Source organism: Campylobacter novaezeelandiae, assembly GCF_018968685.1.
In the GTDB taxonomy this organism is placed as follows: Bacteria; Campylobacterota; Campylobacteria; order Campylobacterales; family Campylobacteraceae; genus Campylobacter_D; species Campylobacter_D novaezeelandiae.
On the sequence record NZ_CP076657.1, the window covers coordinates 168,403 to 194,000 of the forward strand.

At 26.5% G+C, this 25,598-nt stretch carries 26 protein-coding genes; 22 read left to right on the forward strand and 4 right to left on the reverse strand.

Annotated elements, in window-relative coordinates; genetic code table 11:
• Nucleotide 1 precedes the first annotated feature (1 nt).
• The 3 genes from cgb to CNZW441b_RS00985 all read right to left on the reverse strand — a co-directional run bounded on the left by cgb (nt 2) and on the right by CNZW441b_RS00985 (nt 2,485).
• Nucleotides 2–430, reverse strand: a complete 429-nt coding sequence (cgb, locus tag CNZW441b_RS00975) for a single-domain globin Cgb (protein WP_131163936.1) — start codon at nt 428–430, stop codon at nt 2–4.
• A 155-nt stretch (nt 431–585) separates the two neighbouring features.
• Entirely contained in the window at nt 586–1,941 is a 1,356-nt protein-coding gene (locus CNZW441b_RS00980; RefSeq protein ID WP_216681431.1) for a Cj0814 family flagellar-dependent secreted protein, read from the reverse strand.
• Between the two features lie 100 nt (nt 1,942–2,041).
• Complete coding sequence (locus tag CNZW441b_RS00985; protein WP_216681432.1) at nt 2,042–2,485, reverse strand: hypothetical protein; 444 nt, start codon at nt 2,483–2,485, stop codon at nt 2,042–2,044.
• Between the two features lie 249 nt (nt 2,486–2,734).
• Here CNZW441b_RS00985 and CNZW441b_RS00990 point away from each other — a divergent pair, with 249 nt between their 5' ends.
• The 20 genes from CNZW441b_RS00990 (at nt 2,735) to CNZW441b_RS01085 (ending at nt 23,312) form a co-directional block, all read left to right on the forward strand.
• Complete coding sequence (locus tag CNZW441b_RS00990; RefSeq protein WP_216681433.1) at nt 2,735–4,273, forward strand: ABC transporter substrate-binding protein; 1,539 nt, start codon at nt 2,735–2,737, stop codon at nt 4,271–4,273.
• The gene (locus tag CNZW441b_RS00995) at nt 4,254–5,210 is read left to right on the forward strand and encodes an ABC transporter permease (protein ID WP_216681434.1); all 957 of its coding nucleotides are present in this window, start codon (nt 4,254–4,256) and stop codon (nt 5,208–5,210) included. The genes CNZW441b_RS00990 and CNZW441b_RS00995 overlap by 20 nt, the downstream gene beginning before the upstream one ends.
• The gene (locus CNZW441b_RS01000; RefSeq protein WP_131163932.1) at nt 5,203–5,985 is read left to right on the forward strand and encodes an ABC transporter permease; all 783 of its coding nucleotides are present in this window, start codon (nt 5,203–5,205) and stop codon (nt 5,983–5,985) included. The genes CNZW441b_RS00995 and CNZW441b_RS01000 overlap by 8 nt, the downstream gene beginning before the upstream one ends.
• Entirely contained in the window at nt 5,985–6,734 is a 750-nt protein-coding gene (locus tag CNZW441b_RS01005; protein ID WP_244985447.1) for an ATP-binding cassette domain-containing protein, read from the forward strand. The genes CNZW441b_RS01000 and CNZW441b_RS01005 overlap by 1 nt, the downstream gene beginning before the upstream one ends.
• Complete coding sequence (locus tag CNZW441b_RS01010) at nt 6,721–7,386, forward strand: ATP-binding cassette domain-containing protein (RefSeq protein WP_216681435.1); 666 nt, start codon at nt 6,721–6,723, stop codon at nt 7,384–7,386. Before CNZW441b_RS01005 ends, CNZW441b_RS01010 begins: the two co-directional genes overlap by 14 nt.
• 115 nt (nt 7,387–7,501) lie before the next feature.
• Entirely contained in the window at nt 7,502–7,891 is a 390-nt protein-coding gene (locus CNZW441b_RS01015; protein WP_131163930.1) for an NAD(P)H-quinone oxidoreductase subunit 3, read from the forward strand.
• Nucleotides 7,873–8,376: a NuoB/complex I 20 kDa subunit family protein gene (locus tag CNZW441b_RS01020; protein ID WP_131163929.1), complete on the forward strand. Its 504-nt coding sequence runs from the start codon at nt 7,873–7,875 to the stop codon at nt 8,374–8,376. Before CNZW441b_RS01015 ends, CNZW441b_RS01020 begins: the two co-directional genes overlap by 19 nt.
• Nucleotides 8,376–9,167 (forward strand): NADH-quinone oxidoreductase subunit C, encoded by a 792-nt coding sequence (locus CNZW441b_RS01025; protein WP_216681436.1) that lies wholly within the window; start codon nt 8,376–8,378, stop codon nt 9,165–9,167. The genes CNZW441b_RS01020 and CNZW441b_RS01025 overlap by 1 nt, the downstream gene beginning before the upstream one ends.
• Nucleotide 9,168: 1 nt before the next feature.
• The gene (gene nuoD, locus CNZW441b_RS01030; RefSeq protein ID WP_131163927.1) at nt 9,169–10,395 is read left to right on the forward strand and encodes an NADH dehydrogenase (quinone) subunit D; all 1,227 of its coding nucleotides are present in this window, start codon (nt 9,169–9,171) and stop codon (nt 10,393–10,395) included.
• Complete coding sequence (locus tag CNZW441b_RS01035) at nt 10,392–10,625, forward strand: NADH-ubiquinone oxidoreductase subunit E family protein (protein ID WP_131163926.1); 234 nt, start codon at nt 10,392–10,394, stop codon at nt 10,623–10,625. Before nuoD ends, CNZW441b_RS01035 begins: the two co-directional genes overlap by 4 nt.
• Nucleotides 10,615–11,319, forward strand: coding sequence for a hypothetical protein (locus CNZW441b_RS01040; protein WP_131163925.1), 705 nt, complete (start codon nt 10,615–10,617; stop codon nt 11,317–11,319). Before CNZW441b_RS01035 ends, CNZW441b_RS01040 begins: the two co-directional genes overlap by 11 nt.
• The gene (locus tag CNZW441b_RS01045; protein WP_131163924.1) at nt 11,316–13,778 is read left to right on the forward strand and encodes an NADH-quinone oxidoreductase subunit G; all 2,463 of its coding nucleotides are present in this window, start codon (nt 11,316–11,318) and stop codon (nt 13,776–13,778) included. Before CNZW441b_RS01040 ends, CNZW441b_RS01045 begins: the two co-directional genes overlap by 4 nt.
• Entirely contained in the window at nt 13,771–14,769 is a 999-nt protein-coding gene (gene nuoH, locus CNZW441b_RS01050) for an NADH-quinone oxidoreductase subunit NuoH (RefSeq protein WP_131163923.1), read from the forward strand. Before CNZW441b_RS01045 ends, nuoH begins: the two co-directional genes overlap by 8 nt.
• Before the next feature lie 9 nt (nt 14,770–14,778).
• Nucleotides 14,779–15,447 carry an NADH-quinone oxidoreductase subunit NuoI gene (nuoI, locus tag CNZW441b_RS01055; RefSeq protein WP_216681437.1) on the forward strand — a complete coding sequence of 223 codons (669 nt, stop codon included), beginning with the start codon at nt 14,779–14,781 and terminating at the stop codon, nt 15,445–15,447.
• On the forward strand, nt 15,444–15,959 hold the full coding sequence (locus tag CNZW441b_RS01060) for an NADH-quinone oxidoreductase subunit J (RefSeq protein ID WP_216681438.1): 516 nt from the start codon (nt 15,444–15,446) through the stop codon (nt 15,957–15,959). The genes nuoI and CNZW441b_RS01060 overlap by 4 nt, the downstream gene beginning before the upstream one ends.
• Nucleotides 15,959–16,255, forward strand: a complete 297-nt coding sequence (gene nuoK, locus CNZW441b_RS01065; RefSeq protein WP_131163920.1) for an NADH-quinone oxidoreductase subunit NuoK — start codon at nt 15,959–15,961, stop codon at nt 16,253–16,255. Before CNZW441b_RS01060 ends, nuoK begins: the two co-directional genes overlap by 1 nt.
• Nucleotide 16,256: 1 nt before the next feature.
• Nucleotides 16,257–18,053 carry an NADH-quinone oxidoreductase subunit L gene (nuoL, locus tag CNZW441b_RS01070; RefSeq protein ID WP_216681439.1) on the forward strand — a complete coding sequence of 599 codons (1,797 nt, stop codon included), beginning with the start codon at nt 16,257–16,259 and terminating at the stop codon, nt 18,051–18,053.
• Nucleotide 18,054: 1 nt separating this feature from the next.
• Nucleotides 18,055–19,545 carry an NADH-quinone oxidoreductase subunit M gene (locus tag CNZW441b_RS01075; RefSeq protein WP_216681440.1) on the forward strand — a complete coding sequence of 497 codons (1,491 nt, stop codon included), beginning with the start codon at nt 18,055–18,057 and terminating at the stop codon, nt 19,543–19,545.
• Nucleotides 19,535–20,929 (forward strand): NADH-quinone oxidoreductase subunit N, encoded by a 1,395-nt coding sequence (locus tag CNZW441b_RS01080; RefSeq protein WP_131186396.1) that lies wholly within the window; start codon nt 19,535–19,537, stop codon nt 20,927–20,929. The genes CNZW441b_RS01075 and CNZW441b_RS01080 overlap by 11 nt, the downstream gene beginning before the upstream one ends.
• Nucleotides 20,930–20,948: 19 nt before the next feature.
• A complete protein-coding gene (locus CNZW441b_RS01085; RefSeq protein WP_131186405.1) occupies nt 20,949–23,312 on the forward strand; it encodes a DUF7494 domain-containing protein in 2,364 nt (787 codons plus the stop codon).
• Here the strand turns inward: CNZW441b_RS01085 and miaA are convergent.
• Nucleotides 23,301–24,170 (reverse strand): tRNA (adenosine(37)-N6)-dimethylallyltransferase MiaA, encoded by an 870-nt coding sequence (miaA, locus tag CNZW441b_RS01090; protein WP_131163916.1) that lies wholly within the window; start codon nt 24,168–24,170, stop codon nt 23,301–23,303. The genes CNZW441b_RS01085 and miaA overlap by 12 nt on opposite strands.
• A 67-nt stretch (nt 24,171–24,237) precedes the next feature.
• On the opposite strand from miaA, the gene mqnP reads away from it, so the two are divergent.
• Together mqnP and CNZW441b_RS01100 are read left to right on the forward strand one after the other, a co-directional pair.
• Nucleotides 24,238–25,113 (forward strand): menaquinone biosynthesis prenyltransferase MqnP, encoded by an 876-nt coding sequence (mqnP, locus tag CNZW441b_RS01095; protein ID WP_131186397.1) that lies wholly within the window; start codon nt 24,238–24,240, stop codon nt 25,111–25,113.
• The gene (locus CNZW441b_RS01100) at nt 25,104–25,598 is read left to right on the forward strand and encodes a hypothetical protein (RefSeq protein WP_131163914.1); all 495 of its coding nucleotides are present in this window, start codon (nt 25,104–25,106) and stop codon (nt 25,596–25,598) included. Before mqnP ends, CNZW441b_RS01100 begins: the two co-directional genes overlap by 10 nt.

Sequence of the window (25,598 nt, forward strand, 5' to 3'; positions counted from 1 at the left end):
ATCAAGCTTGTTTTTTATAAAGTTCTTCTTCTATTTGTATATAAAAGTCTGCTATTTTACCATAAGCTACTTCCCAAGCTTTTAATGTGTTTTCATCAGCATTTAAAAGATTTTTAATTGCTTTTAAAAGACAAGCTCCTACTATAGGATAATGTTCTTTTTTTACATTTAATTTCACATGAGTTTTTCCAACATGCTCAACATAAGCTTTTATATTTTCTAAGTTTTCTATATTTTGTGCAGCTTTTAAAATAGCCATAGCCAAGGCTTTTGGTTGTTCTCCAGAAGTTTGTTTTTCCATGTTAAACATAGGTTTTACTTCAGGATAATCATTAAACATAATTTTATAAAATTCTTTAGTTAAATCTTCTCCATTTTTTTGTAAAATTGGAATGCAATTTTTAATAATTTCAATTTGTTCTTTAGTCATTTTTTCTCCTCATTTTATAATTAAAATAAAAAAGATATTTTAACTCTTATTTGAAATAAAAAAATTGATATAAGTTAAATTTATAATTTAGCTTTTGAAAGTACAGAAGTATAACCTGAGTTATCATTGATGCTAAAGATACTCATATTAATTCCTTATACCCTAGTTTGCCCCAAAAGATTATTGAGTCTATCCATTATAGAATCAGCATAAGAATTAATAGTGCTAGGTTTTGCTTTCCAACCATTAGCAAGAGCTTGTTTAATTTCAGCGTCTAAAGCCCAATTGCCTAAAGCAGATTCTTTAGGAATGTTATTTTCATACATATATAATTCACCTTCTGCTATGCCACGCTCTGCCCAGTATCTAAAAAAGCTTTTAAAATCGCTTTTACCTGTCATGATATTATCAATATCGATTCCAGGACCACTAAAACTTTCCTTAGCCATAGCTCTATTATAGCTAGCTACCTTTGGATCAAAAGTAGTGTTATGACTATATAAAATACGCCCACCTTGAGATTTTAAAAAACTCATAAACAAAGCTTCTTTAGAGTAACTTCCATCTTCATTTTGTGGATAAACTGACATATCTGGTTTAAATTCACAATCTTCTCCCTTAGAAACATTTTTAATCTCTTCTAAGGATAGTCCGAAAGTTTCGGGCTTAATTCCTTTTATCAAACCTCCAGAATCAAAAATAATATCACTTGCTTCATTAAATTGTTCTTGGGTTTTATAAACATTTGAAATGAAAGCATCAGAATAATCTGCTAAAAATTTAATACTTATATCATCATTTCTTACAGAATCGGGGTGTTTAAAAATACCATAACCATTGTAAAATCCACTTACACTATACCCCTTAGGCATAGAATTTATATCTGCTTCAGTAAAACTTGTTTTATCATTTGGAAAACTTTGACTTAAAGCATTAGAAAAAAGATTATAGTATTGTTTTATAGTTTCAGCCATATCTATGTTTGTATAGTATTCACTTACACCTAGATATTCTTTTGTAGATAAAATATCAGGTCTATTTTCAGCAGCTTTTTTAATCTCATCCAAAGTAGATTTATGTATTTTAAAATCTTTTGGTAATCCTGCAGCTTTGTTAAAGTCTTCTCCCATATAACCATCTTTATCTACACTATAACCATAGGCTAAAGATGTAATATTACTTGTATTAACTAAAGGATCAGCTTGTTTATATTTTAGAGTATAAATAGAGTTTTTAAATTCACTAGCTATATCATAATTAGGAGAACTTGTTTTAGTATTTACTCTAACATTAGTGTTATTACTATTTGATATATTGGTAGAATTTAATACTTCACTTCTTATTAAAGTTTGTGAATTTGCACTTTGAATTTCATTTAATTTAGTGACATTTTGTTTTAAAAAAGTATTTGCAAAATTTATTTTAGAATTTTCTTTACTTTCTTTATTAGCTTTACTTTGTGAAAGTATAGAAGTATAACCTGAATTATCATTGATGCTAAAGATACTCATATTAACTCCTTCATTTAGATTCTGCCTTCAATCTAAATATAAATTAATATAAGCAAAATTTATTCCATTTTAGAATAAAATGGAATAAATTTAGAAAGAATTAGTATTTATTTTTGAAGTCATTTAAAATATTCATTGCATTTTTACCCCAACTTGTAGAATAATTAGGAAAAATTGTTCCAAAAGAATTTGTTTTAGGGTCATAAGATTGTAAATAATAATCTTTTTGATTATTTACATAACGGTATTTAGCAAGAATTGTTTTATAAGAATCTACCTGAAGTTCAGAATTAACTGGATTAAAACTATCGGTATAAACATAGTAAGCATAACTTCTAACACCTACAACATTATCATATCCACTTGCTCTTTTAAACTGATATCCACCCTTAACCTCTTTCATCTCATCAAGGCTAAGAACTTTAACACCTACACTATTATCACTAATTACTCCATTACTTACTTTAGCAAGGATATCCTCTGCAAAAGCAGAACTTGAAACTAAAGCACCTAAAGCTACAACACTAAGTAGTTTTTTAAACATTTTAGCTCCTTGTTTTAAAATATGATGCGAATTTGTTTTATTGCAGAAAATATTTTAAGTCAAATTTAATAAAACATTGTTTTATAGATATTTGAAGATTATTCATAATGATTTTATGGTATTTATGAGTGTTTTTATTTTTTAGAAAAAATATAACAAATTTGTTTAAATCTCAATATGATTAATATCATTTGAAAAATATTTAAATTTTGTTATAATGCAAAATATTCTATTAAATCAAGGACAACAATGCTAAAAATAATAATCATAGCTTTATTTTTTATTATTAATTTAAATGCAAAAATTCCTAAAGATACTATAATTATTGCGGTAGAGAATGAAATTTCAAGAATAAATCCTGCCTATAGCGAAGATCATGATGTAGCTATATCTTTGGTTTTTTCAGGACTTACACGTTTTGATGAAAATATGAATTTAAAACCCGATTTAGCCAAATCTTGGAAAATAAGTAGTGATGGCTTAAATTACGAATTTGATTTAAGAGAAGATGTGCTTTGGCATGATGGAGTTAAATTTAGTGCAAAAGATGTCGAGTTTAGCCTTAAATCTTTTATGAATAAAAAAAACAATTCTTCTATATATGTTAATTTTGAAGACATAAATAAAATAGAAATTTTAAATCCTTATAAAATTAAAATTAGTTTAAAAAAACCATACCCAGCTTTTTTAGATGCTTTGAGTATAGGTATTCTTCCTTATCATTTGTTAAAAGATGAAAATTTAAATACTAGTTCTTTTAACCAAAATCCTATTGGAACAGGGCCTTATAAATTTGAAAAGTGGAAAAAAGGTTCTTATATGATATTTAATGCTAATGAGCATTATTATCTTACAAAAGTAAAAAGTAAAAAAATTATTTTAAAACATATAGCAGATCCAAATATTAGCGCAGTTGAGCTTAAAAATGGACAAATCGATGTTGCTTTGATCGACTCTTCTTTACTTAAAACTTTTTTAAATGATAAAAATTTTAAAATTTTAAAGCAAAGCTCGGCTGATTATAGGGCTTTAATGTTTAATTTAAACAATGAATTTCTTAAAAATAAAAATATACGTTTAGCTTTAAATTACGCAGTTGATAAAGAAGGTATAGTAAAAAATATCTTGCATAATTACGGTTTCATAGCTTCTCATCCTTTAGAAAAATCTTGGGCTAATCCTAAGGAATTTCCAAGTTATAAATTTGATTTAAAAAAAGCACAAGAACTTTTGGAGAAAGAAGGTTTTAAAAAAAATAAACAAGGTTATTATGAAAAAGATGGAAAAGTCCTTGAATTTGATATTTATGCAATGAGTAATGATCCTTTAAGGGTCGTTTTAGCCGGTATTTTACAAAATGACTTTAAAAAACTTGGAGTGAAAACAAGAGTAGTTGCTAAAATAGCTGGAAGTTTTGACTATACTAAAGTAGATAGTTTTTTAGTGGGTTGGGGCAGTCCTTTTGATCCTGATTTGCACACTTTTAGAGTATTTGAAAGTTCTCAAGATAGTGATGTTAATGGTTCTGGATGGAATTTTGGACATTATCATAATGCTAAGGTTGATAAGGCTTTATTTTTGGCAAGAAATTCTCTTGATATAAATGAAAGAAAAAAATATTATTCTAATTTTATTCAAGCTTTATATGAAGATCCTCCTTTTATATTTTTGACTTATTTAGATTTTGCTTTAGTTTATAAGGCAAATATTTTAGGTATAAAGCCTAGAATTTTAGGTCATCATGGAGTAGGATTTACTTGGAATGTTTATGAGTGGAGTAAAAATTAGTATTTATAAGGTTTTTGCTACTTGTTTTTTAATGTTTCTTAGTTCATTTTTGTGTTTTGCTATGCTTTATTATAGTAAGGCAAGTGTTGTATTTGCTAGTGGAAATGATGTAGTGAGCCTAGAGACAAAAAATCGTATTGAAGCAAATTTAAATTTAGACAAGCCTTTGGTAGAGCAATATAAAATATGGTTATTAAAAGTTTTTAAAGGAGATTTTGGGACTTCTTTAATTAGTGGAGAAAAGGTATTTTCTTTAATTGTAGAACCTTTAAAAAATACTTTTATTTTAACTATAATATCTTTATTTATTTTATTTTTTTTAAGTATTGTTTTGGCTTTATTTTGCGTGATTTATCAAGATAGTTTTATAGATAAGATGATTAATTTCCTTACTCTTAGTTTTTTTGCCTTACCACCATTTGCTTTAGCTTTAATACATATTTTAATTTTTGGATTTTTTTTAAAAATTTTACCAATTTCAGGTGTGAGTGATATAGGTTTTGAGGATAATTTGCTTAATAGATTTGAGCATTTAATTTTACCCCTTAGCACTTTAGTTTTATCGCATTTAGCTATATTTTTGCGTATAGCAAGAACAAGCTTTATTGAAAGTCTTAATCAAGTATTTATTCTTAACGCTTTTGCAAGAGGTTTAAGCAAGATAAGAGTATATGGACATTTTATATTGAAGTATTCTTTGGGGGTAATTATTTCTTATTTTGGTGCTAGCGCTTTGAGTTTTATAATGGGTGCTTATGTGGTTGAAAGTATATTTTCTTATAATGGAATAGGTTTTTTAATGATACAAAGTATTATTTTTAAAGACTATCCTGTGGCAATGTTTTTAATTATGCTTAGTATTTTAATGGTTAATTTTTTTATTTTAATTAGCACTTTGCTTGTTAAAATTATAAATCCAAGATTAAATTATGCGTAAAATTGGTATTTTTTTATTTATTTTTATATCTTTATGTTTATATTTTAATTTTTTATTAAGTGGATACGATCCAAATTTAATACATCTTGATTCTATTTATCAAAGTCCTTCGAAAGAATATATTTTTGGGACAGATTCTTTAGGTAGGGACTTGTTTATTAGGCTTTTATTTGCTTTAAAAACTTCTTTTTTAATAGGTATTTTTGCTTCTTTTTTTACTATTTGTTTTGCTTGTTTTTATGTTTTTTTAATGCGTTTAGTTTTTTATAGTTTTTTTATACGTTTGTTAAATATTTTTTTATCTTTACCAATTTTACTTTTGCTTATGTTTTTTCAAAGTTTTTTACAAGGTGGATTTTGGAGTATGATTTTTATCATAGCTTTAGCCCACTTTCCATTTATAGCTAAAGTTTTAGAAGATGAGTTAAAGCGTCTTGAAAAACTTGAATTTTATGAGTGTGCTCTTGTTTTAGGTTGTTCTAAAATAAGGGCATTTTTTAAAGAGTTACTTCCTCCTTGTTTTTCGCTTTTAATGGTATTATTTGTTTTAAATGTGATTCATGCTATTAATACTGAATCTACTTTAAGCTTTTTTGGGCTTGGACTTGCTTTTGAAATTCCAAGCTTGGGTAATATTTTAAACGATGCAAGTAAAGCCATATTTCTTGGGGCTTGGTGGATGATTGTTTTTCCGCTTTTGTTTATTTTAGGGCTTATTTTACCTTTGCTTTTATTGGCTCGTTTTTGGCAAAATATTTTTGGTATAAGATTATGATAGAGATTGAGAATTTAAATTTAAGTTTTAAAAATAAGCCTTTGTTGCAAAATATTACTTTTACTTTAGAGGATAAAAAATCTTTAGCTATTATGGGAAAAAGTGGAAGCGGAAAAAGTCTTTTAGTTAAGTCCTTATTAAAACTTTTAAATCAAGATTATAAGCTCGATGCTAAAAAATTTAGAATTGATAATTTTGATGTTTTAAATTTAAAAGAAAAAGAACTAAGAAAATTAAGATCCTTTGCAGCTCTTGTTTTACAAGATGCACATTTAAGTCTTTATCCTTATTTGGACATTGGAGAATTATTTCATATTGTTTTAAAAACTCATACCAATTTAAATAAAGCATTAAGAAAACAAAAAGCTTTTTATTATCTTGATTTATTAGGATTAAAAAATTTAGATTTAATTTGGCATTCTTACCCTTATCAATTAAGTGTTGGTATGGCAAGACGTATTAGCTTTGCATTAGCTTTGGTTAGTGAGCCAAAATATTTAATTTGTGATGAGATTAATTCATCTCTTGATAAAGAAAATGAAGAAAAAATTATCAGACTTTTATATGAACTTAAAGATAAAATAAATCTTATTTTTATTACCCATAATTTAAAGATGGTTTATGATTTATCTGATGAACTTTTAATACTGCATCAAGGTTTAATCTCTCAAAAAATAAGTAAGAATGATTTTTTTAAAGAAGAAAACGAATATACAAAAGCTTTTTGGAGTTTTTATGCTAGAGGTTAAAAACTTAACTCAAAGTTATTTATTAAAAAAGCATTGGTATTTAAAAAAAGAAGAAATATTTATATTTAAAGGATTAAATTTTAATCTTAAAAGCGGTGAAAATTTAATTATCACAGGAGAAAGCGGGAGTGGAAAAAGCACTTTAGCAAGAATTTTATGTATGCTTGAAGTTCCAAAATATGGAGAAGTATTATATAAAGGATTTAATTTACATTTACAAAATGATAAACAAAAAAGAAAATTAAGAACTAAAATCCAATACGTTTTTCAAGATCAAAAACTTGCTTTAAATCCTTATAAGAGTATAAAAAGACTATTGTTTGATGTATATGAGAATTTTTCTTTAAAAAAAAATAAGAATGAGATTTTATCTTTTTTTGAAATTTTTGGATTAAAAGAAGAAATATTTCATTTAAAATCTTTTAATTTAAGTGGTGGAGAAGCTCAGAAAATAGGTCTTATAAGAGCATTGATTTTAAAACCTAAAATTTTAATTTTAGACGAAGTGACCTCTTCTCTTGATATTTTAAATACGCAAAAAATTTTAAATTTTTTAAAAAAATATCAGCAAAATCAAGAAATTTCATATATTTTTATCGCACATCAACAAGAATTTTTTAATGATTTTTTATGTAAAAAAATACATTTATAATATGATTTTATAAGTTTCTATATAGAAAAAATTGAGTAATATTCATATATTATTTTAATAAATTTTAAAGAATTAAAAGTGTTATAATATATTTAATACTTGTTAAGGAGAATATATGTCTCATATGGAGATTTCTCATCCATATTTTGGTATATTTTTAATGCTAATATTAGCTAGTGTTATTTTTTTTGGCTTAGTTTTTATTGCTTCTAAAATAGGAAATTCGTTTGCTGCTAAAAATCGTAAAAAACTTGGACTTGGAATGTATGAGTGTGGTCCTATTCCTGTAAGACAAGCCAATAAAATGAATTCTCAGTTTTTTATAGTTGCTTTAGTTTTTATACTTTTAGATATTGAAGTAGTGTTTTTATTTCCTTGGGCATTAGTTTTTAAGTATCTTGGTTGGTTTGGACTTTTTGAAATTTTTATTTTCATTTTACTTTTAGCAATAGGTTTTTTATATGCTTATAAAAAAGGGGCGTTTGAATGGCAGAGCATCAAGTAAATTATGCAAATGGACTTCCTGTAGTTTTAACTACAGTTGATAAGATTGTTCAATGGGGTAGGAGCAATTCCTTATGGGCTTTATCTTATGGTTTAGCTTGTTGTGCAATTGAAATGATGGCAGCGGGAGGTTCAAGATATGATTTTGATCGTTTTGGAACAATTTTTAGAGCAAGTCCTAGACATTCTGAAGTAATGATTATAGCAGGAACTTTATCTAAAAAACACGCTGAATTTACAAGAAGGCTTTATGATCAAATGCCAGATCCTAAATGGGTTATTTCTATGGGTAGTTGTGCAAATACAGGTGGAATGTTTAATACCTATTCAACTGTTCAAGGGGTTGATAGAATTATTCCTGTTGATATTTATGTTCCAGGATGTGCCCCAAGACCTGAAAGTTTTCAATTTGCCTTAATGATTTTGCAAAAAAAAATAAGAAAAGAAAAAGCAAGTCGTAAAATCGCTCCAAAAAGGCTAATATAATGAGAAAATATCAAGATAAAAAAAATGTTCAATTAAAAAATTATTATGAAGATAGGTTTTATCATGCTCCACAAAGTATTAAAACTGATCCTAAGGAAAGTATTTTTAAAGATGATTTTTTAATCTTGCAAGAAAAGATTGATCTTCAAGATGCTTTTATAGAATTTGATACACTTGTTCTTGATATTTTAAAAGAAGACAATGTAAAAACTTTAGCTTTACTTAAAGAATTAGGTTATGATTGTTTTATTGAAGCGAGTGCAATTGATTTTGTCGCACAACGCAATGGTTTTAGTGTCTTTTATCAACTCCTTAATATTAAAAAAAGCTTACGTGTAAGAATTAAAACTTTTGTAGTTTCAAAAGAGAGACTTCAAAGTGTTACAAGTGTTTTTAAAGGTGCTAATTGGAGCGAGAGAGAAATTTATGATATGTTTGGAATTTTTATCATTAATCATCCTAATTTAAAGCGTATTTTAATGCCAGATGATTGGTATGGACATCCTTTGTTAAAAACTTATCCTTTAGAAGGAGATGAATTTGCAAAATGGTATGAGATTGATAGAATTTTTGGAAAAGATTATAGAGAAGTGGTAGGACCTGAAAATAGGGATCCAGCTTTTATTGATGATAAGGATACTTTGAATTTTTCAAGATTATATCATCAAGTTGAAAAAGGAAAAACACCAGTTGAGAGTTCTTTGGCTTTAGAATATCAAGAAGAAGAGGGTGTAGCTTTTGTTAAAAAGATCAAGCGAGATAAAATTAAATTTTTAGATAAAAGGCGTTAAGATGCAAATTCCTACTAAGTTAAAACCTTATTATGAAAACATAGCTTTTGAACGTGAAGATTCTAAAATGATTATAAATTTAGGACCACAACACCCTTCAGCTCATGGGAATTTACGTCTTATTTTAGAACTTGATGGAGAGCAAGTTGTTAAGGCGCGTCCTTGTATAGGCTATATGCATCGTGGTATGGAAAAAATGGCTGAAAATATGATTTATCAAGAATTTATTCCTACTACTGATAGAATGGATTATGTCGCTGCTAGTGCTAATAATTACGCTTATTGTGCTGCAGTTGAAAAATTATGTGGTTTAGAAATTCCTCGTAGAGCTGCTGTGATTCGTATGATAATTTTAGAGTTAAATCGCTTAGCCTCTCATTTGCTTTGGCTTGCTACACATGCACTTGATATTGGTGCTATGAGTATATTTTTATATTGTTTTAGAGATAGAGAATATGTTCTTGATTTGATAGAAAAATATTGTGGAGCAAGGCTTACGCATTCTTCTATGAGAATAGGCGGGGTAATGCTTGATTTGCCTGAAGGTTTTTTAGATGAACTTTTGAGTTTTTGTAATAAATTTCCAAATGATATTAAAGACTATGAAGCTTTGCTTGATGATAATAGAATTTGGCGTTTAAGAACAGAAAATGTTGGTATTGTAAGTAAAGAGCAAGCTTTAAATTGGGGTTGTAGTGGAGTTATGCTAAGAGCAAGTGGAGTTTGTTATGATATACGCAAAGAAGAACCTTATTTGCTTTATAATGAGATTGATTTTAGAGTTCCTTATGCTACGCAAGGTGATTCTTATGCTAGATATAAAGTTTATATGCAAGAATTTAGAGAAAGTTTAAAAATCTTAAAACAATGTATCAAGCTTTATAAAGATACTCCTCCAGAAATTTTAGCTAATAATCCAGAATATGTTAGTGCTTCAAAAGAGCAAATTTTAACGCAAAATTATTCTTTACAACAGCATTTTGTTTTAATTTCTCAAGGACTTAAACCTCCAAAAGGTGAGGTTTATGTTCCAACTGAAAGCCCAAAAGGCGAACTTGGATTTTTTATACACTCAGATGGAAGTAGCAGGCCTTATAGACTTAAAGCTAGAACTCCTAGTTATTGGCATTGCTCTTTTTTTGAAGAAATGCTTGTGGGATCTTATTTGGCTGATGTTGTAGCGATTATGGGAAGTGTAAATATAGTTTTAGGCGAGATTGATAGATGAGAAGAGTTGATTTAAGAAAAAGCAAAGATTTATTTTTAAAGATGGGTGAAGTAATTGAAAATGCTGAATTTAATGAAGTTTTGGTTATACTCTTTGAAATCGGAGATTTTTCCGCAGTTGAGAAAAGCTTTTCTTTTATCAAAGAAAAAAAGTGTATTCTTTTAAATTCTTTAAAATTTAATCAAAAAGATTGGACTATAGTAATAAAAAAGGATAAAAATGCATTATAGAAGCGGCGATAATGCATTTTGTTTTGTAAATATGCTTAGTCTCAATAATGCGATTTTATGTGAAAAATTGCAAAAAAGTTCCAATATTAATATTTCTTGTTTGCAAGATAAAGCTTTAAATGCCAAGTTTTATAAATGTGAGATAGCAAGTATTTCTTATGTTTTAGCATTGCTTTGTAAAATGCTTGATGGACAAAAATTTAAAGATTTAGATGAAGGATTTTTGAGTGCAGAGTCTTGTATATCAGAAGAAGAGGCTTTAGAAATTTTAGATTTTTTAAAAAGTGCTAAAGTTTTAATTTTTGATAAGAATTTAAAATTTTATAAAGATTTTGAAAATATTAAGTATTTTATGTATATTTTAAGCAAAGAATTTAATTTGAGAATTTTAGATTCTTGCGAAAAAGAATATGATTTTTCTAAATCTAAACTAGGAGTTTTAAAAGAACTTGATAATTATGATGGACTCGTAGTTTTTAGATGTAAATTAAAGGATAATTTTTTATATTGTTCTAAACAATTTTTACAACTTGCTAAATTGAAACATTTGGATAAAGTAAATATTCAAGGTCAAAATTTAAATTTAAATACTAAGCTTTATTTAGATGAGAATTTAAGCGGAACGATAGGGTTTTTAAATGATGAAAGCAAAGGTTTAGATTTTGTTAAAATTTGCATAAAGGAAGCAAAATGACAATAACAATCAATGGCAAAGAGTGTTTCTTTGAAGAGGGTGAATATATATTAAATATTGCAAGAAGAAATAATATTTTTATTCCAGCGATTTGTTATCTTAGTGGTTGTAGTCCAACTTTGGCTTGTCGTATGTGTATGGTTGAAGCAGATGGTAAAAAAGTATATTCTTGTAATACCAAAGCTAAAGATCAAATGGTTGTTGAGAGTGATTTAAAAAATTTGTGGGATGAAAGAAATGAAATTATGCAAGCATATTGCATTAATCACCCTTTACAATGTGGAGTATGTGATAAATCAGGTGAATGCGAACTTCAAAATTTTACTCATAAAGCTAGAGTAAATGAACAAAAATATTGGATTAAAGATACTCATAAGCCTCATAAAAAATGGGGATTTATTAATTATGATCCAGCACTTTGTATAGTGTGCGAACGTTGTATTACGGTATGTAAAGATAAAATAGGAGAAAGTGCTTTAAAAACTGTCCCTAGAGGCGGAGATATGCCAGATAGCTCTTTTAAAGAGAGTATGGGAAAGGATGCTTATGCTATTTGGAGTAAATTTCAAAAAAGTTTGATAGGTCCTGCTAATGGGGATAAACTTGATTGTTCATTTTGCGGAGAATGCACTAGTGTTTGTCCTACAGGGGCGCTTATTGGTTCTTCATTTCAATATACTTCAAATATTTGGGAATTAAAAAGAATTCCTGCTTCAAATCCACATTCAAGTGATTGTGAGCTTATGTATTATGATGTTAAGCAAACAAGTATTAATGAACAAAAAGCAAAAATTTATAGAGTAAGTAATGATTTTTCCTTTGCTACTTTAAATAAAGCTGCAAGATATGGATTTGATACTCAAAGTGAAGGTAAAAAAGATAAAAAAGCTTTTGATTATTTAATTTCTTTAATAGAAAAAAAAGAAATTAAAAATATTAAATTTAATAGCTTTATAACAAATGAAGAAGCTTTAATTTTGCAGAATTTAAAAAAGAAGTTTGATCTTTGTTTGATTAATGATGAAGCTAAAGCCTTTAAAGAGTTTTTAAATGATTTTGTACAAAGTTCAGGAAGTATGTATAATGCAACGACTGAAGATATTGTTAAAGGTGATTTTTTAGTTGTTGTTGGAACTTTGTTAAGATATGATGCCCCAACATTAAGTTATAAGATTAACAATGCTTTGGTTATGAATAAGGGCTCAGGACTTTATTTTCATCCTTTAGAAGATGAAGGGGTAAAAAAATATTCTAAAAATTTTATTACTCATACTCACAAGGCAGGAGATGAGGAGCAAATTTTGTATTTTTTATTACAAAAATTTTCACAGGATGAAAATATAAAAAAAGCTTTAGAAGAATTTTTTATTCAAGAAAGTAAAGAAATAGAAGAAACTATCAATGAGGAAGTTGTAGAAAAAATTATAGAAAAAGATGAAGAAGGTAATGAAATTCAAAAAGAGGTAAAAAAACTTTTGCCTAAAAAGATAAAAAAAACCATAGAAGTAAAAAGATCTATTTTTGCTAAAAATTTAGGCATTGATGAGAATAAATTAGAGGATTTATTATTAAAGAAAAATAATTTTACTTTGGTTGTAGGAAGTGATTTTTATTTTCATAAAAATTCTAAAAAACTTGCTAAACTTCTTGCTCTTATTCAAAATACAACTCCTTTTAAAATTTTTTTAAATCCAACTCATACAAACACTTTGGGCGTTTCACTGATTTGTGATTTATCAGAAGCTCAAGAAGGAAAAACTTTAGGATATAATGAAAAAGGTGATTTTAGCTTTTCTTATGAAGAATATAACGATCTTAAAAGTTCTAGTTTAAATCAGCAAGAAGGAACTTTTGTAAATTATGATAAGAGAGTAGTTCCAACTAATGTAGCTTTAGAATTTGATGGTTATTTTTTAAATGATTTAGCAAATGCTTTAGGTTTTGATGAAAATTTTACCATTGGTTATACTAAAAGATTACCAATTAATAAAGGATTTTTACCAATAGAATTTGATCATTTAGAAAATTATTATACCAATGGTGGAGAGAATAAAAGAGGTTATATTTTAAATACAAAAGTTTTTGATAAAAATGCAGATTTAGAATGGATTTTGCCTGATTTTAATTCCTCTCTTACTTTGAAAGAAAATGAGTTTTTAGTTTATAGTGCTAATCCAAGTTATCAATTTGGAAGGTATTCTAATCTTGCTAGTGCTTTAAACGAAAGTATTTTTTTGGGTATAAGTGAAGACTTATGTGAAAAGCTTAATTTAAAAGATAAAGATCTGATTGAGTTTTTTATAGATGGTAAAAAATTAATTCTTAGTATTAAAGTAGATAAAGACTTAAAAAATAGTATATTCTTGCCTTATTTTGATAGCAAGATTGATACTTTAAGTTTTTTTAAAGAAAGATTTATTGTGGCAAAAATTCAAAAATTAGGAGCAAATAATGAGTGAATTTGCTTATTTTGCATTAGAAACTTTAATCAAATGTATTGTGGTGCTTGCTGTATTTGCTACTTTAGCGGGTTTTGCAACTTATGCTGAGAGAAAAGTTTTGGCCTATTTTCAAAGGCGTATAGGCCCTGATATGGTGGGTCCTTTTGGGTTGATACAATTGGTTGCTGATATGATTAAACTTTTTACAAAAGAGGATATCATTCCTTCAAATTCACAAAAAGTTATTTTTGCAATTGCCCCTTTAATTGCCGCTATTAGTGCTTTTGTGTCTTTATCAGCTATTCCTATTTTGCCTGAGTTTGTTTTATTTGGTAAAGTAGTTCAGCCAATTATTGCTGATATTAATGTAGCATTGCTTTTTGTTATAGGAACTTCTGGACTTTGTTTTTATGCGGTATTTTTGGGAGGACTTGCTAGCAATAATAAATGGTCTATTTTGGGTGCAGCAAGAGCTTTGGTAGCTATTATTTCTTATGAAAGCGTAGGAGCTTTAGCTTTAATTGCTATTGTTATGATTGTTGGGTCTTTTTCTCTTATAGATATTAATAATTATCAAGGTGATGGAATTCTTTCTTGGCTTATTTTTAAACAACCTTTGGCTTTTATTCTTTTTATTATTGCTTTATTTATAGAAACTAATAGAACTCCACTTTGTTTAACTGAAAATGATGCTGAGATTGTTGCTGGTTATGGAACAGAGTATTCAGGACTTCGTTGGGGTATGTTTTTTATAGGAGAATATGCTTCTATGATAGCAGGAGCTATTCTTGTATCGCTTTTATTTTTGGGTGGTTTTAATGATTTTTGGATTATTCCTGGTTGGATTATGATAATTTTAAAATCTGTTTTTATTTTCTTTTGGTATTTTTGGGCTAGGGCAGCATTTCCTCAATTGCGTCCTGATCAGGTGATGAGAATGTGTTATTTGATTTTGATTCCTTTGGCAGTTTTTAATCTTTTAATAACAGCTTTTGTAATTGTTTTTTAAGGATTTATAATGGAAAAACAATATTATTTAGTGGATGAGGAAAGAAAAAATCCTCAAACAACTTGGCAGAAAATCTCTCAAACTATAAAAAGATCTATCAAATTAGAACTTTTTGTAGGGCTTTTTGTCCTTTTAAGAGAATTGGTAAAGAAAAATAATAGTGCAACAATAAAATATCCTTTTGAAAAAATTAAGCTTGATTCTAGATATAGAGCTGTACATAGACTTATGCGTTTTATTGAAAGCGAAAATGAAAGATGCATAGGATGTGGTCTTTGTGAAAAAATTTGTATTAGTAATTGTATAAGAATGGAAACTTCTTTAGATGAAGAGGGTCGTAAAAAAGTAAATAATTATAGTATTAATTTAGGGCGTTGTATTTATTGTGGATTTTGTGCTGAGGTTTGTCCAGAGCTTGCTATCGTGCATACAAGCGAGTATGAAAATGCATCAGAACAAAGAGCTTATTTTGGTTATAAAAGTGATTTTTTAACTCCTATTGATAATCTTAAAACACAAAAAGAATTTGAAGGTTCTGGAAGCTTAAGAAAAGATGCAGATAATTTTGTGAAAAAAACTCCAAATTATTATGAAGTTTTACAAGAGAGAGAAAATAATTTATGTACTGATAAAGAATGCATGTTGCCAAATTTAGTTTCACAGGGAGAAAACAAATGATAGAACAGCTTGCTTTTTATTTTTTTTCAGTAATAGTTTTAGGATTTTTTTTGGTAGCTGTTTTGAGTAAAAATACTTTATATTCTCTTTCAGCTTTAGCTGCTGGAATGATTTTTTTATCAGGGTTTTACTTTTTATTAGATGCAGAATTTATTGGAGTGATACAAATTATCGTTTATAGTGGAGCAGTTTTGGGACTTTATAGTTTTGCTATAATGTTTTTTGATTCTTCTAAAGAATTAAAAGAAAAAATAAAATATAAAAAAATATTTTTTTCTTTAGTTATTTTAAGTGCTTTGTTACTTTTATTAATGATTAGTGGATTTAAATATCAAAATATTAGCACTGATTTAACTCTTAAAGATCCTTTAATTTTTGATTATAGTAAGCAACTAGCTTTTGCCATTTTTTCAAAATATCTTTTAGCTTTTGAATTTATAGCCGTTTTGCTTTTAATAGCTTTAGTATGTGCTATTGTTCTTACGCATAAAGAGTTTGGTAAGGAAAAATAATGATAGAAAAATATTTTATTGTTGCAATTTTAATGTTTGTAATTGGACTCATTGGTATATTAAAAAGACAAAATTTAATTATGCTTTTTATTTCTACTGAAATTTTACTTAACGCTGCAAATTTAATTTTAATTGCAGCTTCAAAAATGCATAATGATTTAAATGGTCAAGTTTTTGCTCTTTTTATTATGGGAGTAGCAGCATGCGAAGTAGCAGTAGGGGTGGCTTTTTGTGTTCTTTGGTATAGAAAGAAGGGAAGCTTAGAATTAAAAAGTTTAAAAGAAATAGAGGTGTGATATGCAAAATTTAGCTTTAATTTCTCTTTTTGCACCTTTTATATCATTTATTTTAGCTTCTTGTTTTTCTTTAAGTAAAAAAAAGATTATTATAGGTTTTTTATGTTCATTTTTGGTGACTTTAAGTGCATTAAGCTCTTTAATACTTCTTTTTGAAAATCAAAGTTTTAATATAACACTTTTTGAATGGATTCCTATTATCGGACTTTCTTTTGGATTTGATATTGATGCTATTTCTTTAACTATGATGAGTGTAGTGAGTATAGTTGCTACTTTAGTTCATTTTTATAGTATTTTTTATATGCAAGATGATGAAGGATTTAATAAATATTTTTCTTATTTAGGTCTTTTTGTTTTTTCTATGATGTTTTTGGTTATGAGTGATAATTTCTTAGGATTATTTATAGGATGGGAAGGAGTTGGTTTATGCTCTTGGCTTTTAATCGGTTTTTGGTATAAAAATAATAAATATTCTTTTGCAGCTAATGAAGCTTTTATTATGAATAGAATTAGTGATCTTGGAATGTTAATTGGAATTTTTTGGCTTTATTTGCAGACAAATACTTTAAAATATGATGAAGTTTTTTCTTTGATTTCAAGTATTGATCATTCTGCCTTAGTTCTTATAGCAATTTGCTTATTTATAGGTGCTATGGGAAAATCTGCACAATTTCCATTTCATACTTGGTTAGCAGATGCTATGGCTGGACCTACTCCAGTTTCAGCTTTGATTCATGCAGCAACTATGGTGACTGCCGGAGTTTATTTGGTAATTCGTGCCAATATAATTTATGACTTGGTTCCGGAAGTAAGTTATATGATAGCTTTTATAGGAGCTTTTGTGGCTTTATTTGCTGCTTCTATGGCTTTGGTGGCAAATGATTTAAAGCGTATTATTGCTTATTCGACTCTTTCTCAGTTAGGTTATATGTTTGTTGCGGCAGGATTAGGAGCTTATAGTATAGCTTTATTTCATTTAGTAACCCATGCCTTTTTTAAGTCTTTGTTATTTTTAGGTGCTGCAAATGTAATGCATGCTATGAATAATAATTTAGATATTAAGAAAATGGGAGGACTTTTTAATCCTATGAAAATAACAGCATTTTTTATGCTGATTGGATCTTTAGCTTTAGCAGGAATTTATCCTTTTGCTGGATTTTTTTCTAAAGATTTGATTTTAGGTTATTCTTTTATAACTTTTCATCATGGAATCTTTTTGGTACTTTTAATTGCAGCTTTTATGACAGCATTTTATAGCTTTAGACTTTTAATGCTTGTATTTTTTACTCCAAAAAGACATGATATTCATCCTCATGAAGCAAGTAAATTAGCACTTTTTTCAATGAGTCCTTTGGCGATTTTAGCTATTATTTTAGGATTTTTTGAGCATAAATTTTTTGATTTTATAAGTATTAAACTTGTTTATATTAATGCGCAAAATTCTCTTGTAATGATTCTTGCAAGTATTGCAGCTATTTTTGGAGTGCTTTTAGCCATTATTGCTTATAAAAAGTCTTGGTTTAAACAGAGTATAGAACAAAAAAGCATATATAAGCTTTTAAGCAATGAATACTATATTCCTAGGTTTTATCATAATTTTTTAGTAAAAAAATATATAAGCTTGTGTGCAGTGATGAAACATTGTGATATTTATATTTTTGATGCTTGTATAGAAAAAATCGTTTTATATTTTAATTTAATATCTAAAAAAATTATCATGCCTAACTCACTTTCTTTGATGCTTAAATTTTTAGTTGCTGCTTTTGTCATTTTACTTTTTTTAGTATGGATGGTTTAATATGTTAAATTATTTAATTTTTTCTCCTTTAGTTGCTGCTTTTGTCATTTTACTTTTAAAGCGTGGTGGAATTAAAATTTTTAGTGTTTTAGCAAGCTTTATAATTTTAGTGCTTAATATAAAAGTTTTTTTTGATTTTTTGTCAGGAACTGATTTTGAATATAAAGTTTCTTTTGAGATTTTAAAACTTTTTAATTATCATATTGGAGTAGATAGTATAGCTTTAATTTTAATGCTTCTTTGCTCTTTAATGGTTTTTCTTTCTTTCGTATTTTTAAAGCTAGAGCAAAAAGATATTGTATTGAATATATTTTTATTAGAATTTGCAATGTTAGGGCTTTTTAGTGCTTTAGATGCTTTACTCTTTTATGTTTTTTGGGAATTTTCTCTTTTACCTTTGATTTATATCATAGGAATTTACTCTAAAGAATTTAAATATGGAATTAAATTTTTTATTTATGCTTTTGTAGGTTCTATTTTGATGCTTGTTGCTATGATTTATTTGGCTTATTTAAATTATCAACTTTTAAATATTTGGACTTTTGATTTAGAAATTTGGAAAAATAATGTTTCAGGAGCAAATTTAAACGAACAACTTATTCTTTTTGCAGCTTTTTTTATAGCTTTTGCTATAAAATCACCTTTATTTCCTTTTCATACTTGGGCACCAAAAGTTTATGCAAAATCTCCAACAATTGTTTCTGTGATGCTTGTGAGCTTTAAAATGGCTCCTTTTGGTTTCTTAAAATTTTGTTTAGTGCTTTTTCCTGATGCTAGTGTTTATTATATGCCTTTAATTGCGGCTTTATGTATAGTAAGTATTATTTATTGTGCTTTAATTGCTTATAGAAGTGATGATTTAAAAGAACTAATTGCTTATAGTTCCTTATCTCATATCGGTGTTATTATTCTTGGTATCTTTTCTTTTAATACTTTAGGTATAAGTGGATCTGTATTTTATATGTTTGCACATGGACTTGTGACAGGGGTTTTATTTTTAATGGCACAAAGTTTATTCCAAAGATATAATACGTATGAAATTTCTTTTTATCATTCTTTAGCAAATAAAGCACCTTTATTTGCTATCTTTTTTGCTATTGTTTTATTATCTAGTATTTCTTTGCCTTTAACTTTATCTTTTATTGGTGAATTTTTGGTATTGCTAGGAATTGCTAAGATTAATCTTTTATATGCCTTTTTAGCTGGTTTGGTGATTATACTCGGTGCTATTTATATGCTTAATTTATTTAGAAAAATGTTTTTTATGCAAAAGGATAATGATATTATAGGCTTTAAGCTTTATTTTAGAGAGGTCTTTGTTTTAGGTATTGCTACAATTTTAATTTTTTATCTTGGAATTGCACCTAAGATTTTTTTAGAACCTTTACAAGAAAATAGTAAAGAGCTAATAAATACAATGAGTATTAAAGCTATTGAGCAAAGTACTATAGAATTTTTATCTAATTTAAAAGGAGAAAATTATGCTAAATGAATTTATTGATTTTAAAACGCTTAATATAGCTTTAGCATATCCTTTTATTTTTTTAATCATTATTGCAATTATTCTTTTGTTTTGTTCAGCCTTTTATAAACTTCATAGAAGTTTTTATACAAGTATTAGTATTTTGTCTTTAATTTTTTCTTTTTTCTTAATCTTATCAAATATGAGTGCACAAGGTATAGAAGCTAAAGCATTTTTGGATACTTTAAGAAGTGATATTATATCTTTTTATGCATCTTGTATTATTTTATTCTTTTCCTTTTTATATCTTTTAATGGATAGAGAAAAAAATAAAAGTGAATTTTATCCTTTGTTTTTATTTATGGTTTCTTCATTACTGTTATTGGTCTCAAGTTCTAATTTGATTTTAATCTTTATAGCTCTTGAAGGTTCTTCTTTGGCACTTTATACACTAATTGCTATGAGAGGAACGCAAAATGCTATTTCTTCTAGTATTAAATATTTTAGTGTTGCGGCAGTTGGAGCGGGATTTTTCACTCTTGCTTGTGCATTATTTTATATGAAAACTGGTAGTTTGGACTTAAATTCTGGTCTTGCTTTAAAAAATGAATTCCAAAAGGATCCTTTATTTTTAAGTATAGGGGTTATTATATTTATTTTATGCGCCATTAAGCTTTCTTTAATCCCTTTTCATTTTTGGTTAAAAGATGTTTATTATGCAGCTCATACAAATTTAGTTGCTTTTATTTCGATTGTTCCAAAAGTTGCTATACTTGTCGTTATATTAAGAATTTTTAATTTTATGAGTAATTTAGGATTTGAATATATCATAATGATAATAGCAGTTTTTTCTATGATATTAGCAGCTATTAGTTCATTAAGTCAAAAAGATATTAAAAAAATGTTAGCTTATAGTTCTGTAGTTCATTCTTCTTTTGTGTTGTGTGCTTTGATTCCTTTATTACGATATAATCAAGAAGATTTTAGTTTAAGTTTAATTCCTATTTTTGGATATTGGGTATTATTTGCTTTTGCTAATTATGCTGTTTTTTTAATTTTAAGTCTTTTAAAGAAAAGTTCTTATGAAAATTTACAAGGAATCTTATCTAAAAGACCTTTAATAGCTATTTGTTTAGGAGTTTGTGTTCTTTCTTTGGCTGGAATTCCTCCTTTTGGAGTATTTTGGGGTAAAGTTATGATTTTAAAATCTGTTATAGAAAATGGATATGGATATTTAGCATTATTTATTGCTTTAAGTTCTATGATTATGTTTTATGCATATTTAAAGATTATTATTAATGCGTTTTTTATAAAGAAAGATAAAATTTATATGACTAAACTAAATTTTAGGCAAAATTTAGTTTTAATTTTGTGTATCGGTGTAAATATTTTTGCATTATTTTTTATGTTATAGGAGTTTTTATAATTAGTTGATGAGAATTTTAATATTAATTTTATTAAGTATTATAAAACTTTTTGCATTTGATCTAGTTTTAAATACAGGCCGTGAAAATAACCAGCCTTTTGCGATTTTGCATATTAATAATGATCAAGAATTTACATGTAAAAGTATTACTAAAGATACTAAAATTTATTATAAGTGTGAAATTTTAGGTACGGTTAATAATGAGCTAAAAGATCAAAATTTTGCTTTATTTGACCTTAAATTTATCAAGGAGGAACAAAAAATAAAAGTATTAATTTTTCCTAAAGTTGATACTAAAGTATATAATTTTTCACAAAATATTTTTACAGATACTAAAATTTGGATTGATGATTCTTTAAGATCAAAAAGTCTCACTTTTGTTTTTACGCCTTATATTGCTAATGCTAAAGAGTATGATGGTTTAGAATTTCCTATAGACTTTCCTCATGAAAGCTTTCCTTATATAGGAGCACTTGATTTAAATTCAGATCCAGTGTTTATTCCTCAAAGTGCAGATATTAATACTTTTTTACGCATAGAAAAGGAATATCAAAAACAAAATTATAAGCAAGTTATTATAGATGCAAGAAACGCTATTAATCGTTATAAAGGCAGTATTTTTATGGGTGAATTTGCTCTTTATAAATTAAGAGCAGAAAATAAAATTTACACTCAAAGTCCAGATAATAGAGATCAACAAGTTTTAGAAAGCATGATTGATGATGCTAAAAACTGGATGAGGACTTTTACGAGCGATAAGAATTTTCCAGAAGTTTTACATATTATGTTAAGAACATATATAGCACTTTCTCAAAAGGCTGATGTTGATTATATAATGTCAATTTTAAATAATGAACAAGCAGATAATTATTTTACAGATCTTGCAAGACTTGATTATGCTGATTATATTTATGATCTAGGAGATAAAGAAAAGGCTATTTCAATTTATGAAAACACTTTTTATAATAATAAAAATTTGGATCTTGCCGCAAGATCTGCTTTATCTTTATCTAAAGATCTAATATTAAATAATAAGTTAAATCAAGCAATTGATTTTATTAATATTGTTTTAAAAGCTGATCCAAAGTATTTTGGAAAGGATATTTCAAGAGCTTTAACGCTTGCTGAGCTTTTTTATAAAAATAAAAAATATAATATAAGTTCTTTAATTTATGAAAATACTTTTGAGCAAATGGATAAAATTGATCCTCGTTATGAAAGTGTATTAAAAAATTTAGCTCTTTCTTTGGTTCATACTAAAGAATCTTTAAAAGCAAAAAAATATATTAATTTATATATAAACGAATATGTAGATGGTCTTTATATTGATGAAATTAAAAAAGCTAATGATGAGGTTTTCTTAAAATTAGATGATAATAATGCAACTTTGCTTCATAAGCGTTATGAAGAATTGATAAAACAATATGAAAAAAGTGATCAAGGTATCAGCAATAAAGCTTTAGAAGAAAATATTAAGCTTTATTATAAAGAAAAAAATTATCCAGCAATTATTGCTTATAAAGATAAGATTGAACAAGTTAAAATTCCTTCAATTCTTAAAATTTTAGAAGATTCTGCTATCTTTTTATTAAGTAATGAACTAAAAGAGGATAACTGCATTAAAGCAAGTGAAATTTTTGAAGAATTTAAAACTTATGATATAGGACAAAAAATTGGCAATAAAAAACAGATGCTTGCTTGTTTTCAAAGAACGTCTAGATTTGACGAAGCTCTAAAATATATTGATAAAAACTATAATGAAGATAGTATTTTTTATGGATTGCAAAAAGCACAAATTTTATTTGACAATAAACAATATAATGAAGTGATTAAAATTACCAATGAAATTGCAAATTCAAGAATATTAAAAAGCGATGAGGAGAATTTTAAAGCTTATTATTTAGAGTTTTTATCTTATTTACGTTTGAATGATTATAATAAAGCAATAAATATTTTACAAATTTTAGAAAGTTTTCCTATGAATTTTAATATGGTGGAAATTTATGATGCCTTACTTACTTTTGCAAATGATCATAATATGCAAACAACTATTTTAACTTATGCGCCAAAGGCAATTGATTATCAAAATTTAAAAGGAATTAATCTTTTTAGTCCAAATCTAGAATTTATTTATTTAAATGCTTTGCAAAATACCAATCAAAACGAAAAAGCTTTAGAAGTTTTGGTTGATCTTTTAAAGCTAAAACTATCAGCATCTAATAGAGCTAGAGCTTTGTATATACAAAGTGGAATTTATGAAAATTTAAAAGATGTTAATGCACAAAAAGAAAGTTTAAGACAGTGTTTAGATATCAATGTAAGTTCTAGTTGGCAAAATTTATGTAATCAAAAAAATCAACTACTTCAATGATTGAAGCTTTTTTTGAAGATATAAAAAAGCTTCATCATAATTAAGATCTATTTTTTTAAATTGTTTATTAAAAGTTCTTTGTCTTTTTGCAAGTTGTGCTGTATGGATATTGATTAAATTTTCTAATTCTTGATAAGATATTTGATTATTTAAATAAGCTTTGCATTCTTTTAAACCTATGGAATTTAAGGGCTTTAAATTTGCATCATATTGATCAAAAAGATTTTTGGCTTCATCTATTAAACCAGAATCTAGCATGAATTTAGTACGTTTTTGTATATTTTTCCTTAGTTCTTCTTTGTCCCAAAATAAATTATAAATTTCTATTGTTTCTATTAAAGGTTTTTTTTTGGTTCTTTTTAAAAAAAGACTTGGTATTTCTTTGGTGCTTTCATAAATGTTAAACCACTTTCTTAAACGGTAGGTATCATTTTTTTCAATTTTAAAATCAGGATCTATTTTTTGCAAGAGTTTATAGATTTCATTATTGTCTATTAAAACTTCTTTTTCTTCTATTTTTTCGCTTAAACCTTGCATTAAAATTTTAAGATAAAAACTTGTTCCTCCTGTTATAATGAGAATTTTTTGTTTATCTTGTGCCCATTTTTTAGCTTTGTTGTATTCTTGTATAAATAAAGAAACATTAAAATGCTCATCAACATTTAAAAGATTTACCCCAAAATAATCAAGTTCTTTTAAAACTTTGTCCTCGCTTTTAGCATTTGCTATATTAATTTGCTTGTAAATACAAAGACTATCAAGACTTAAAACAACAGCTTTAAATTCGTAGGCTAAAGCATTTGCAATAGCTGTTTTTCCACTAGCTGTAGGGCCTATTAATGCAAATTCAAAAAACATTACTAAACTTTCTAAAAATTTATAAAATTTTAGTAAAATCATAACAAAAATTTATAAAAGAGTTGTAATGATTTTAATATGGAATAAATTTAAAGATATTTTAGATTTGATTGTATTTAAGCATTCTATTTTTGCTCTACCTTTTTTGTTAAGTTCTATGCTTGTTGCTTCTAAAATAGCAAATGATAGTGCTTGGTTTGGATTTAAAGCTTTAATTTTAGGGATTATTTGTGCTATTAGTGCTAGAAATTTTGCCATGGCTTCAAATCGTTTAATGGACGAAGATATCGATTTAAATAATCCTCGTTGTAAAGATAGACCTAATATCAATGGTCGTATTGGTAAAAAAAGTATGTGGATTTTTATTATTTTAAATGCTTTAATTTTTATTTTTTGTTCTTATTTAATTAATAATTTAGCTTTTATTCTTTCTTTTCCTGTGCTTTTTATTTTGGCATTTTATTCTGCTTTTAAACGCTTTAGCTCTTTTGTGCATTTAGTATTAGGTTTTTGTTTGGGTTTAGCTCCTATTGCAGGTAGTATTGTAGTGTTAGGAGAAATTCATATTTTTAGTATATTTTTGTGCTTAGGGGTTACTTTTTGGACCGCGGGTTTTGATCTTTTATATAGTCTTCAAGATATGGAGTATGATAAAAAAGCGGGGCTTTATTCTATACCTTCTAGATTTGGAAGTAAGACCACTCTTTTATTTTCGGCTTTCTTTCATATTTTAGCTGTATGTTTTTGGTTTATATTTGTTTTTGTTTCTCCTTTAGGAAATTTAGCTTTAATGGGTGTAATTATTAGTGCTTTGATCTTATTTTTTGAACATAAGATTGTTCGTAAGAATTTTTCTCATATTAATAAAGCTTTCTTTACTTTAAATGGATATTTAAGTATTATTTTTTTTATTTTTATATGGGTTGATTTATTATGGAATTAAATCTTTTTAAAGCAGATTTAAAAATAGAATTTGAAGCTTGTGATTTAAATGATAATTTATTTTTACAAGAATACTTGAGCATTAATACAAATCGTCAGTTGGCAAAATGGAAAAAATTAGCTTATAGGGTTGATTTTGAAGATTCTGAAAAGATAATTTTTGATTTGCTTTTGAGTTTAAAAGAAGATATTTCAAGGATTGAAAATCATTTATTTAAGAAAAATAAATTACTTGCTTTATCTCAATTAGATACTATTAATTTATTAAATTTTGAATATATAAATTTTAAAAATGAAAATTTAATTGAAAATCAGGAATATTATGCTAGATTTGAAATTAATGATCAAAAAATAGCTTTTTATTTTAAAGCTCTAAATAAAAAGTTGGCTAAAATTATTAAAATTAAATCAGAAGATCAAGATGTTTATAATGCTTTTGTAGTAGAAATTCAAAGAGATATCATTAAGACTTTTAAAGGAAAATAA